Origin of the sequence: Pseudomonas sp. JS425 (assembly GCF_018223845.1) — a bacterium.
In the GTDB taxonomy this organism is placed as follows: domain Bacteria; phylum Pseudomonadota; class Gammaproteobacteria; order Pseudomonadales; family Pseudomonadaceae; genus Aquipseudomonas; species Aquipseudomonas asiatica.
In genome coordinates this window covers 4822381-4834232 of the sequence record NZ_CP073661.1, presented here as the reverse complement: position 1 = coordinate 4834232, position 11852 = coordinate 4822381, and the positions used below count along the sequence as shown (strand labels likewise).

Genomic DNA, 11852 nt, shown 5'->3' with positions numbered 1-11852 from the left:
AGGTGCCATGAGTCGTCAGCGTTACCCCGAAGAATTCAAGATCGAAGCGGTCAAGCAAGTGACCGAGAAAGGCAAACCTGTCGCCGATGTCGCCCAGCGCCTGGGCATGTCCGTGCACAGTCTTTACGCCTGGATCAAGGTCTACAGCAAGCCCCAAGAGCAGCGTCAGCAAGACGACGATCAGCAGGCCGAACTGCGCAAGCTACGCGCTGAACTCAAGCGCGTGACGGAAGAGCGAGACATCTTAAAAAAGGCCGCCGCGTACTTTGCCAAGGAGTGCGGCTGAAGTACGCCTTCATCAAGAAGCACTCGACTGATTACCCGGTGCGGCGCCTTTGCCAAACCCTCAAGGTGCACCCCAGCGGCTATTACGCCTGGCTGGCCGAGCCTCAATCTGCCCGAGCAAAAGAAGATCAACGTCTGCTTGGCTTGATCAAACACGCTTGGCTGGAAAGCGGAGGTGTATACGGCTACCGCAAAATTCACGATGACCTGCGTGAGCTGGGAGAGGAATGCGGCCGAAATCGAGTCAGGCGCTTGATGCAGGCGGAGGGGCTGCGTTCTCAAACGGGCTATCGGCGGCGTCCAGGGTTCTATGGTGGAAAACCAACAGTGGCCTCGCCCAACCACCTCGCGCGGCAGTTCAAGGTAAGTGAGCCGAACAAGGTCTGGGTGACAGATATCACTTACATCCGCACCTATGAAGGGTGGCTCTACCTCGCGGTAGTGCTGGATCTGTTCTCACGTCAAGTAATTGGTTGGTCAATGAAGCCAAGGATGTGCAGCGACCTGGCTATCGACGCGATGTTGATGGCTGTTTGGCGACGCAAGCCTCAGCAGCAAGTTATGATTCACTCAGATCAAGGCAGTCAGTTCAGTAGCTCGGATTGGAAAAGCTTTTTGAAGGCCAACAATGTAATCAGCAGCATGAGCCGGCGGGGAAACTGCCACGACAATGCTGTAGCCGAGAGCTTTTTCCAGCTTTTGAAGCGAGAGCGAATCCGACGAAAGATCTACACAACCCGTGAAGAAGCCCGAAGTGATATTTTCGATTACATCGAGATGTTCTATAACCCTAAACGCCGACACAGCAGTGCTATGCAGCTGTCTCCAGTAGAGTATGAGAAACGCTATTTCCTGAGCTTGGAGAGTGTCTAGAAAACCAGGGGCGATTCACCAATCTTAGTTCTGCATCTTCGATTAGGTGGAGATGTTCTTTTTTGTACTTGGATGATGTGAGTGCAAGCTTTTCAGCGCTCTCGGCATGTATCTTTCTAAGTATTTCGAAGATAACTTCCTTGAAAATTAGTTCTTCGGGGGAGATGACTTCTTCAGGGGATGGCGAACGACCATGTCTCTGCTTGTATTTAGCGTGGGTAGTGTCGATCCATTTTTGTGATTTTTTTAATTCTTCGAGCCCCCCTGGAGTTGCGGCTATAGACATTGCAAGGTCATGAAGTAGAATGGCTCCACCTAAAACATAGACCTCTGTCGGTGTGAGTGAATATCCACTACCGACTATTTGAGATGCAGTTTCCCATAATGAGTCAAGATGAGAGATATCATGGATTGTTAGATCTGGAAGGTCTGCTCGGATTTCAGCGGCGAGCTGTGCTGCCCTTTCACGAAATTTGAGGAAAGAGTTTTTTAGACGGTCTCTATCAGCTTTGAACTCATCTTGTGTGAAACACTCCTTCCATATAGTCGAGTTCTCAACTAGTGTGGATAGCTCTAGCATTTGCGTCCCTACATTATGTTTTGGCTAATATTTTGTAATAAAAAAGGGAGCGTTAGCTCCCTTTTTTTAGTCCCAGCTCAACGCCCCACCAGTCTGATACTCGATCACGCGGGTCTCGAAGAAGTTCTTCTCTTTCTTCAAGTCCATGATCTCGCTCATCCACGGGAACGGGTTGGTAGTCCCTGGGTACTCTTCCTTCAGACCAATCTGGGTCAGGCGACGGTTGGCGATGAACTTGAGGTAGTCTTCCATCATCGCTGCGTTCATGCCCAGCACGCCGCGTGGCATGGTGTCACGGGCGTATTCGATCTCCAGCTGGGTCCCTTGCAGGATCATCTGGGTCGCTTCTTCCTTCATCGCCGCGTCCCACAGGTGCGGGTTCTCGATCTTGATCTGGTTGATCACGTCGATACCGAAGTTCAGGTGCATCGACTCGTCACGCAGGATGTACTGGAACTGCTCGGCCACGCCGGTCATCTTGTTGCGGCGGCCCATGGACAGGATCTGGGTGAAGCCGCAGTAGAAGAAGATGCCTTCCAGTACGCAGTAGTAGGCGATCAGGTTGCGCAGCAGCTCTTTGTCGGTTTCGACGGTGCCGGTGTTGAATTCCGGATCGGAGATGGCGCGGGTGTACTTCAGGCCCCAGGCGGCTTTCTTCGCTACCGACGGGATCTCGTGGTACATGTTGAAGATCTCGCCTTCATCCATGCCCAGCGACTCGATGCAGTACTGGTAGGCGTGGGTGTGGATCGCCTCTTCGAAGGCCTGGCGCAGGATGTACTGGCGGCACTCCGGGTTGGTGATCAGGCGGTACACGGCCAGGGCCAGGTTGTTGGCTACCAGCGAGTCGGCAGTGGAGAAGAAGCCGAGGTTGCGCATGACGATGCGACGCTCGTCTTCGGTCAGGCCGTCCATGCTCTTCCACAGGGCGATGTCGGCGGTCATGTTGACCTCTTGCGGCATCCAGTGGTTGGCGCAGCCGTCCAGGTACTTCTGCCAGGCCCAATCGTACTTGAACGGTACCAGCTGGTTGAGGTCGGCGCGGCAGTTGATCATGCGCTTTTCGTCAACACGCACGCGGGCGCCGGAGCCTTCCAGCTCGGCCAGGCCTTCGGCGATGTCGAGGTCGTTCAGGGCAGCCTTGGCGCGCTTGACGGCGTCGGAGTCGTCGGCGGTGGCGGCACGGGCTTCCAGGGCGGCGGCACCACCGGCGCTGTCGAGCTTGTCGAGGGTGGCGGCAGCAGCGGCCTGCGCAGGGGTGTTGCCTTTGGCGGCTACTTCGCCGTCTTCTTTATCGAATTCGTCCCAACTCAGCATGGTGAGATTCTCCTGCTTGAGGGCCATCTATCAAGTATGGCCGGTGGATCTTGGTTGCGGTGCGGTGCACGCAAATCTGAGGTGCCCGAAAAGGGCTGGCCGCGGCTTTGCAGCCACGGCTTGTTGTGTCTGGCTGTGGAGAGGCGGCGGGAGTGCCGGCCTCATCGCGGGTGAACCCGCTCCCACAGGGTCCGCAGTGATGCGGAAAACGCATCGAGGCTTCCCGCAGGAAGCCTCGGCCTGGCCTTACTGGCAGGCTTCGCAGTCAGGCTCGTCGATCGCGCAGGCCTTCGGCACTGGCGCAGGGCCGGCTGCCTGGACCGGGGCGCTGTCGCCACCGCTGGAAACGGCGTTGAGCTTGCCGGTGTTGATGGTCGACTTCTCGGTGCTGGTCGCGGCCAGTGCACGGAGGTAGTAGGTGGTCTTCAGACCACGGTACCAGGCCATGCGGTAGGTCACGTCCAGCTTCTTGCCCGAGGCGCCGGCGATGTACAGGTTCAGCGACTGGGCCTGGTCGATCCACTTCTGGCGACGCGAGGCGGCATCGACGATCCACTTGGTCTCGACTTCGAACGCGGTGGCGTACAGGTCCTTCAGCTCTTGCGGGATACGCTCGATCTGCTGCACCGAACCGTCGTAGTACTTCAGGTCGTTGATCATCACCGAGTCCCACAGGCCACGGGCCTTCAGGTCGCGGACCAGGTACGGGTTGATCACGGTGAACTCGCCCGACAGGTTCGATTTCACGTACAGGTTCTGGTAGGTCGGCTCGATGGACTGCGACACGCCGGTGATGTTGGCGATGGTCGCGGTCGGCGCGATGGCCATGATGTTCGAGTTACGAATACCTTTCTTGACGCGCTCGCGCACCGGGGCCCAGTCCAGGGACTCTTCCAGGTTGACGTCGATGTACTTGGCGCCACGGGCCTCGATCAGGATCTGTTGCGAATCCAGCGGCAGGATGCCCTTGGACCACAGCGAACCCTGGAAGGTCTCGTACGCACCGCGCTCGTCGGCCAGGTCGCAGGACGCCTGGATGGCGTAGAAGCTGACCGCTTCCATCGACTTGTCGGCGAACTCGACGGCAGCATCGGAGCCGTACGGAATGTGCTGCAGGTACAGCGCATCCTGGAAGCCCATGATGCCCAGGCCGACCGGGCGGTGCTTGAAGTTCGAGTTACGCGCTTGCGGCACCGAGTAGTAGTTGATGTCGATCACGTTGTCGAGCATGCGCACGGCGGTGTTCACGGTGCGTTGCAGCTTGGCGGTATCCAGCTTGCCGTCGACGATGTGGTTCGGCAGGTTGATCGAGCCCAGGTTGCAGACCGCGATCTCGTCCTTGTTGGTGTTCAGGGTGATCTCGGTGCACAGGTTCGAGCTGTGGACCACGCCCACGTGCTGCTGCGGCGAACGCAGGTTGCACGGGTCCTTGAAGGTCAGCCACGGGTGGCCGGTCTCGAACAGCATCGACAGCATCTTGCGCCACAGGTCTTTGGCCTGGATGGTCTTGAACACCTTGATCTTGTTGTACTCGGTCAGGGCTTCGTAGTACTCGTAGCGCTCTTCGAAGGCCTTGCCGGTCAGGTCGTGCAGGTCTGGTACTTCCGAAGGCGAGAACAGGGTCCACTTGCCGTCATCGAAGACACGCTTCATGAACAGGTCAGGGATCCAGTTGGCGGTGTTCATGTCGTGGGTACGACGACGGTCATCACCGGTGTTCTTGCGCAGCTCGATGAATTCTTCGATGTCCAGGTGCCAGGTTTCCAGGTAGGCACACACGGCGCCCTTGCGCTTGCCACCCTGGTTGACGGCAACGGCGGTGTCGTTGACCACTTTCAGGAACGGAACCACGCCCTGGGATTTGCCGTTGGTGCCCTTGATGTAGGAGCCCAGTGCACGCACAGGGGTCCAGTCGTTGCCCAGGCCACCGGCGAATTTCGACAGCATGGCGTTGTCGTGGATCGCGTGGTAGATGCCCGACAGGTCGTCCGGCACGGTGGTCAGGTAGCAGCTGGACAGCTGTGGGCGCAGGGTGCCGGCGTTGAACAGGGTCGGGGTCGAGGCCATGTAGTCGAAGGACGACAACAGGTTGTAGAACTCGATGGCACGGGCTTCTTTGTCTTTCTCTTCCAGCGCCAGGCCCATGGCCACACGCATGAAGAACACCTGTGGCAGCTCGAAGCGCACGCCATCCTTGTGGATGAAGTAGCGGTCGTACAGGGTCTGCAGGCCCAGGTAGGTGAATTGCTGGTCACGCTCGTGGTCGATGGCCTTGCCCAGGCGCTCCAGGTCGTAGCCTTTCAGGGCCGGGTCCAGCAGCTCGAACTCGACGCCTTTCTCGACATAGGCCGGCAGGGCCTTGGCGTACAGGTCGGCCATTTCGTGGTGGGTGGCGCTCTCGGCCACGTTCAGGAAGCCCAGGCCTTCGGCACGCAGGGTGTCCATCAGCAGGCGGGCGGTCACGAACGAGTAGTTCGGCTCGCGCTCCACCAGGGTACGGGCGGTCATCACCAGGGCAGTGTTGACGTCCTTGATGGCCACGCCGTCGTACAGGTTCTTCAGGGTATCGCGCTGGATCAGGTCGCCATCGACTTCGGCCAGGCCTTCGCAGGCTTCGCTGATGATGGTGTTCAGGCGGGCCATGTCGAGCGGCGCCAGGCTGCCGTCGGCCAGGGTGATGCGAATGCTCGGGTGCGGCTCGACCACGGACTCGGTGTTGACGCGGGTGGCACGCTCCTTGGCGCGCTGCTCACGGTAGATCACGTAGTCACGGGCGACCTTCTGCTCGCCGGCGCGCATCAGGGCCAGTTCGACCTGGTCCTGGATTTCTTCGATGTGGATGGTGCCACCCGATGGCATGCGACGTTTGAACGTGGCGGTGACCTGCTCGGTCAGGCGCGCGACGGTGTCGTGGATGCGCGACGAAGCGGCGGCGGTGCCGCCTTCAACTGCGAGGAACGCCTTGGTGATGGCCACGGTGATCTTGTCGTCGGTGTAGGGGACGACAGTGCCGTTACGCTTGATCACGCGCAGTTGGCCGGGAGCGGTGGCGGCCAGATCCTGGTTGGAATCGGCGGCCTGCGGCACCTTGGCCTGCGGGTTCTCGCGAGTTGTGTCGGTTTGCATGGGTGGGTGTCTCCACAGTTTCTATATTGTTCAGGCGCCTTTTGGGCGCCCACCGTTCCGTCCACTTGCTCGATGGCCTGGCGGGGATGGGCAATGCATGCGCATCCGCCCGCGCGGGCGTACCAACTTCGGGACAGACTCAGGAATAAGGGGCAATGGCTCGCCGCTCCCTGGCCGAAGTCAAAGGTTCTGGGCCGGGCCCAAAAACTGTTGCTGATGGATGTCAGGCCTGGCCTGCAACACCCATACCCGAACAAGGCCCTGGAGGGGCTTGCCTCGGTCGCCCTCCGCAGGAGCGGTTTGGCTGCTGGAATCACTTGAAGTTCACCCGAAAAATCGCCTGATTTTGCGGGTTGACTTTTGTGTGTGATTTTGCACGAAACCCTATATCTAGTGGTTCGCTGCGATCGGGATACAAGATAATGCGGTATCGGGGGCTTTGCAAGGCGAGCGCCTGTGGATAACTTGTGCGTACTTTGTGAGTGAATGGTGGGTATTCGCTGTAGGCCTTGTGCCAAGTGGTTTGCAGTATTTTTCTGCGTCTTGCTGCCCCGGGGCAGAATTTTTCGGGCGCGAACCCTATCACAAAAAACGGTTCAGTCGAGGGGCTGCTGGCAGGTTGGCAGTACCGGATGGCAGCCGTAGTATTCCGAGGGGATGTTGCTTTTTGGTTAAAGGGTTATGTTGCCTGTGCTGGCCCTTTCGCGGGTGAACCCGCTCCCACAGGTACTGCACAGGGTTCGAAAGCGGTGCGGTCCTTGTGGGAGCGGGTTCACCCGCGAATAGGCCGGCACAGGCCATAGAAAAACAACAAACATAGGCACAAGCCATGGACCACCCCGCACCCCGCATTCTCATTGTCGAAGACGACCAGCGCCTGGCCGAGCTCACCGCCGAGTATCTGCAGGCCAACGGCTACGAAATCAGCGTCGAGGGCGATGGCGCTCGCGCCGCGCGGCGCATCGTCGACAGCCAGCCTGACCTGGTCATTCTCGACCTGATGCTGCCCGGCGAGGACGGTCTGAGCATCTGTCGTCGGGTGCGCAGCCAGTACCCCGGCCCGATCCTCATGCTGACCGCCCGCAGCGATGAACTCGACCAGGTCCAGGGCCTGGACCTTGGGGCCGATGACTATGTCTGCAAACCCGTACGCCCACGGCTCCTCCTGGCGCGTATCCAGGCACTGCTGCGCCGCAGCGAAGCACCGGACAGCAAGCGCCAGGACCTGGCCTTCGGCGCGCTGCGCATCGACAATCGCCTGCGCGAGGCGCGCCTGGGCGAACAGCTGATAGAGCTGACCGGCGCCGAATTCGACCTGCTCTGGCTGCTGGCCAGCAACGCCGGCCGGGTGCTGACGCGCGAGCAGATCTTCACCGCGCTACGTGGGGTCGGCTACGACGGGCAGGACCGCTCCATCGACATACGCATTTCCAAGATCCGCCCAAAGATCGGCGACGACCCGCTCCAGCCAAGGCTGATCAAGACCCTTCGCAGCAAGGGCTACCTGTTCGTCGGCGAGGCTTCATGAACAATTCGATCTTCCTGCGCATCTATGGCGGCATGCTGGCCGTGCTGGTGCTGGTAGCCCTGCTCGGTGTACTCAGCCTGCACCTGGTCAACGAAGTACGTGCCGCCCAGCACCGCGAAGGCCTGGCCCAGGGCACCTTCAGCCTGATGGCCGACAACCTGGCGCTGCAGAACGATACCGAGCGCAAGCGCTCGCTGCTGATCTGGGAGCGCCTGCTCGGCGTGCCACTGGCGCTGCAGCCCATGACCGCGCGCACACTCGATGGCGGCCAGCGGGCGCGCCTGTACCGCGGCCTGGTGGTGGTCGAGAAGACCGGCCCGCATGCGGCCCAGGTGTTGCGCAAGGTCGGCCAGGAAGACTTGATGCTGGTAGCGCAGATCAAACAGATCAGCGAGCAACTGGCGCGGGCCACCCTCTATCTGCTGGCCGACGAACTGGTGCGCTACCCGGTGACTGAACAGCAGCAGCGCCTGGCACAGATCAAGAAAGAAAAGGGCTTCGGCTTTGGCGTGGCCCTGCAGCGCATCGAGCGGGTGAGCCTGGACGATGACCAGCGGCGCCGGGTCGAGGAGGGCGATACGGTCATGGCCCTGGGCAAGGATGGCGACTCGATCCGTGTGTTCGCCGGGCTGGCGGGTTCGCCCTGGGTGCTGGAAATCGGCCCGCTGTACCAGCTCAACCCCTATCCGCCGCAGTTGCTGATCCTGATAACCTTTCTTGGTCTGTGCCTGATCGGCCTGGTGGTCTACCTGCTGGTACGCCAACTGGAGCGGCGCGTGTCGGGCCTGGAGATTGCCGCCACGCGCATCGCCCAAGGCAGCCTGGACACCCGCGTGCCCGCCGGCGGCGCCGACTCGGTGGGGCGTCTGGCTGCGGCCTTCAACGGCATGGCCGAGCACCTGCAGCGCTCGCTGACCATGCAGCGCGAACTGGTGCGGGCAGTTTCCCACGAGCTGCGCACGCCAGTGGCACGTCTGCGCTTTGGCCTGGAGATGATCGAAAGTGCCACCACCGAGCAGGCCCGGGCCAAGCACCTGGCGGGCATGGACGGCGATATCCAGGACCTCGACAAGTTGGTCGACGAGATGCTCACCTACGCCCGCCTGGAGCAGGGCGCACCGGCGCTGAAGTTCGAGCGGGTAGACCTGGATGCCTTGCTCGACCGGGTGATCGAAGAACTCGCGCCGTTGCGTGCCGAGGTAAGGGTGGTGCGCGGTGAGTGCCAGGGTGCCGATGGCGGAGGCGCCTGGGTCGAAGCCGAACCGCGCTACCTGCACCGGGCGCTGCAGAACCTGGTGGGCAACGCCATGCGCCACGCCGAGGCCGAGGTGCGCCTGAGCTACCAGTTGGGGCAGCAACGCTGCCGCATCGATGTGGAGGATGACGGCCCGGGGATCCCCGAGGGCGTCTGGGACCGTATCTTCACACCGTTCACCCGCCTCGACGACAGCCGTACCCGCGCTTCGGGCGGGCATGGCCTGGGCTTGTCGATCGTGCGGCGGATCATCTACTGGCACGCGGGCCGAGCCACAGTGGGGTGCAGCGCCGCGCTGGGTGGCGCCTGCTTCAGCCTGAACTGGCCACGGCAGCAGGCACCGCTGTGAGGTCAGACGCTGACCAGGCTGAGCAGATGGCCGTCCTGCAGGCAGAACTGGCCCTGCAGCTCGGCGCCATGCCGCCACTGCGGCGACAGGTTGGTGAGCAGGCGCAGGCGGGCCAGGCCGTCGGCGGACCAGTCCAGCACTTCGGCGTGCTCGAAGTAGAAGCGCTGGCGGGTCAGCGGGTAGAGCGTCTTGAACAGGCTTTCCTTCAGCGAGAAGGTCAGGGTGACGGCAAGGCCGAGCTGGCTGCGGTCGAGGCGTTCGAGCTCGGGCGGGGTGAGGATTTCGCCCATCAGCCGCTCGGCACGCTGGTCATCCAGTAACGCTTCCTGATCCAGGCCCAGGCCCCGGCAACTGGCCTCGGCAGCAACCACGGCGGCAGCCCAGCCTTTACCGTGGGTGATCGAGCCGTGGATGCCGGCGGGCCAGATGGGTGAGCGGTCCTCGTGGGTGCCGGGCACGTAGTCACGGCCGTCCAGGCGCTGCAGCGCGGCGCGGGCACATACCCGGCCGGCCAGGTACTCGGCCTGGCGCTTGGCCACCGAGCGCTGCAGGCTGGCGCCTGGCACGACGCCGGCGCGCTGAAAGTCGTCGGGTGCCAGATGGGCGGGGTCGAAGGCACAACTGACCAGCACCGCGCCGGGTAGGGGGTGGGGCAGGGGCCAGTGGTGCTGGAGCGGGGCGCAGCAGGCGGGGAGTGTGTTCATGGGGGTATTGTGCCAGCTGTACGGGCACTAAGGGAGCCAGCGTGGCAATGCATCCTTGTGGGAGCGGCCTTGCGTCGCGAAAGGGGCGCGCAGCGCCCCCGGCTATCTTGCAGAACGGCTGAGATCCTGGGGCCGCTTCGCGCCCCTTTCGCGACGCAAGGCCGCTCCCACATCGGCCCCGGCAATCCTTACTTGAACACCTTCTTGAAGAACGCCTGCATATCCGCCCAGGAGCTCTCGTCCGCCGCCTTGTTGTAGGCAATATCCGGCCCACCATGTTCGCCGTGCCCCATGCGGTCCGAATCCGGGTTGCTGAACCCGTGCTTGGCCCCGGGAATACTGACGAACTGGTAGTTGACCTTGGCTGCATCCATCTCCGCCTTGAACGCTTCCACCTGCTGCTCGGTCACCAGCGTGTCCGCCGCACCATGCTCCACCAGGATATCGGCCCGCACCACGCCCGGCCTGGCCGGTGTCTGCGTACCCAGCGGGGCGTGGAAGCTCACCACGCCATCGAGCTTTTCCCCTCGCCGCGCGGCATCCAGCGCCACCTTGCCGCCAAAGCAGTAACCCACTGCCCCCAACTGGTGCTTGTTGGTATTGGGCTGCAGCTTGAGCAGCTCCAGACCGGCATCGAAGCGCCGCTCCGCGGCCTTGGGGTCTTTCATCGCTGCTGTCATGAATGCCTTGGCGTCGGCAGGGTGCTCGGTTTGCTTGCCGTCGCCATACATATCGATGGCCAGGGCGTTGTAGCCCAGTGCTGCCAAGTCGCGGGCGCGGCGCTTGGCATAGTCGTTCAGCCCCCACCATTCATGCACCACGACAATGCCGGGGCGCTTGCCTTCGATGGCGTCGTCATAGGCGTAGTAGCCGACCAGGCGATTGCCGTCGGCGTCCTGGTAGGGGATCTCGCGGGTTTGTACCGCCGCTTGGGCGAGGGCGGCGCTGCACATCAGGGTCAAGGCCAGCAGGGCGCGCATGGTCACTACTCCTTGTTCTTCAAACGGTTCGTTCAGCCGGGGTTCAGCCAGGGTTCAGTCGCGGTTCAGGGTGCCCTGCTTACTCTAGCTTCCAGACCGAAACAGCGCACTCAACTGGAGTATCCAGCCATGAAAACCTTCAACACCCTGCTTGCCGCCATGGCCGTCTGCGCCGCTGGCATCACCACCGCACAGGCCGCTGACGACAACTTCGCCAGCCTGACCTACGGCCAGACCAGCGACAAGGTTCGCAAGTCCGGCCTGCTGCAGCGCAACACCGACCACCTCAACGCCGACGGCATCATTGGCAAGGACGACACCTGGGGCGTGCGAGTGGGCAAGATCAATGACCAGGGCCGCTACTACATGACTTACGACAATGTCTCGGGCGACCACAGCGGCCTGAAGCTGCGCCAGGAAAACCTGCTGGGCAGCTACGACCTGTTCCTGCCGGTGGGCGATACCACCAAGCTGTTCGGCGGCGGCAGCCTGGGCGTGACCAAGCTGACCCAGGACTCGCCGGGGGCCAGCCGGGATACCGACTACGGTTACGCCTATGGCCTGCAGGCCGGCGTGATCCAGGACATCACCGACAAGGCTTCTGTGGAACTGGGCTACCGTTACCTGCGTACCAATGCTGCTACCGAAGTGGGTGCGCACGGCGGGCCGAAGGACGGCACCCTGCGCCTGACCAGCAGCGCGCAGACCTACCTGGCTGCAAGCTACAAGTTCTGACGGGCGAGCCGGGTTATCCTGTACCGGCCTCTTCGCGGGTAAACCCGCTCCCACAGGGATCGCGCAGTTCTTCAAACCTGTGCAGTACCTGTGGGAGCGGGTTTACCCGCGAAAGGGCCG

General features: G+C 61.7%; 9 protein-coding genes. 4 read left to right on the top strand and 5 right to left on the bottom strand.

Translation table 11 applies throughout. From position 1 onward, the window contains the following. The first annotated feature begins 7 nt into the window (after window positions 1–7). Window positions 8–1158, top strand: a protein-coding gene (locus KDB76_RS22320; protein WP_087535084.1) for an IS3 family transposase whose coding sequence is annotated in 2 segments (ribosomal slippage) — window positions 8–242 and window positions 242–1158 — 1152 coding nt in all. Because the reading frame shifts where the segments join, the coding sequence is not laid out codon by codon here. Here the strand turns inward: KDB76_RS22320 and KDB76_RS22315 are convergent. The 3 genes from KDB76_RS22315 to KDB76_RS22305 form a co-directional block, all read right to left on the bottom strand. Then, window positions 1097–1738 carry a hypothetical protein gene (locus tag KDB76_RS22315; RefSeq protein WP_212632195.1) on the bottom strand — a complete coding sequence of 214 codons (642 nt, stop codon included), beginning with the start codon at window positions 1736–1738 and terminating at the stop codon, window positions 1097–1099. The two genes, KDB76_RS22320 and KDB76_RS22315, sit on opposite strands and share 62 nt — an antisense overlap. Window positions 1739–1804: 66 nt before the next feature. After that, window positions 1805–3055, bottom strand: a complete 1251-nt coding sequence (locus tag KDB76_RS22310; protein WP_024087598.1) for a ribonucleotide-diphosphate reductase subunit beta — start codon at window positions 3053–3055, stop codon at window positions 1805–1807. A 246-nt stretch (window positions 3056–3301) separates the two neighbouring features. Continuing rightward, window positions 3302–6181, bottom strand: a complete 2880-nt coding sequence (locus KDB76_RS22305) for a ribonucleoside-diphosphate reductase subunit alpha (RefSeq protein ID WP_013973842.1) — start codon at window positions 6179–6181, stop codon at window positions 3302–3304. 829 nt (window positions 6182–7010) lie between these two features. Here KDB76_RS22305 and KDB76_RS22300 point away from each other — a divergent pair. Together KDB76_RS22300 and KDB76_RS22295 are read left to right on the top strand one after the other, a co-directional pair. Continuing rightward, window positions 7011–7709, top strand: coding sequence for a response regulator transcription factor (locus KDB76_RS22300; protein WP_013973841.1), 699 nt, complete (start codon window positions 7011–7013; stop codon window positions 7707–7709). Next, the gene (locus KDB76_RS22295) at window positions 7706–9313 is read left to right on the top strand and encodes an ATP-binding protein (RefSeq protein WP_038409802.1); all 1608 of its coding nucleotides are present in this window, start codon (window positions 7706–7708) and stop codon (window positions 9311–9313) included. The genes KDB76_RS22300 and KDB76_RS22295 overlap by 4 nt, the downstream gene beginning before the upstream one ends. Before the next feature lie 2 nt (window positions 9314–9315). On the opposite strand, the gene KDB76_RS22290 is transcribed toward KDB76_RS22295, so the two are convergent. Together KDB76_RS22290 and KDB76_RS22285 are read right to left on the bottom strand one after the other, a co-directional pair. Beyond that, window positions 9316–10017, bottom strand: coding sequence for a 4'-phosphopantetheinyl transferase superfamily protein (locus tag KDB76_RS22290; protein ID WP_038409800.1), 702 nt, complete (start codon window positions 10015–10017; stop codon window positions 9316–9318). Between the two features lie 188 nt (window positions 10018–10205). Next, window positions 10206–10997 carry a dienelactone hydrolase family protein gene (locus KDB76_RS22285; protein ID WP_031324533.1) on the bottom strand — a complete coding sequence of 264 codons (792 nt, stop codon included), beginning with the start codon at window positions 10995–10997 and terminating at the stop codon, window positions 10206–10208. 129 nt (window positions 10998–11126) lie between these two features. On the opposite strand from KDB76_RS22285, the gene KDB76_RS22280 reads away from it, so the two are divergent. Then, complete coding sequence (locus KDB76_RS22280; RefSeq protein WP_013973837.1) at window positions 11127–11732, top strand: outer membrane beta-barrel protein; 606 nt, start codon at window positions 11127–11129, stop codon at window positions 11730–11732. Window positions 11733–11852: the final 120 nt, after the last annotated feature.

Coding starts and splice junctions, on each gene's coding strand:
- KDB76_RS22315 (WP_212632195.1), bottom strand. CDS start 1,738: ATGCTAGAGCTATCCACACTAGTTGAGAACTCGACTATATGGAAGGAG.
- KDB76_RS22310 (WP_024087598.1), bottom strand. CDS start 3,055: ATGCTGAGTTGGGACGAATTCGATAAAGAAGACGGCGAAGTAGCCGCC.
- KDB76_RS22305 (WP_013973842.1), bottom strand. CDS start 6,181: ATGCAAACCGACACAACTCGCGAGAACCCGCAGGCCAAGGTGCCGCAG.
- KDB76_RS22300 (WP_013973841.1), top strand. CDS start 7,011: ATGGACCACCCCGCACCCCGCATTCTCATTGTCGAAGACGACCAGCGC.
- KDB76_RS22295 (WP_038409802.1), top strand. CDS start 7,706: ATGAACAATTCGATCTTCCTGCGCATCTATGGCGGCATGCTGGCCGTG.
- KDB76_RS22290 (WP_038409800.1), bottom strand. CDS start 10,017: ATGAACACACTCCCCGCCTGCTGCGCCCCGCTCCAGCACCACTGGCCC.
- KDB76_RS22285 (WP_031324533.1), bottom strand. CDS start 10,997: ATGCGCGCCCTGCTGGCCTTGACCCTGATGTGCAGCGCCGCCCTCGCC.
- KDB76_RS22280 (WP_013973837.1), top strand. CDS start 11,127: ATGAAAACCTTCAACACCCTGCTTGCCGCCATGGCCGTCTGCGCCGCT.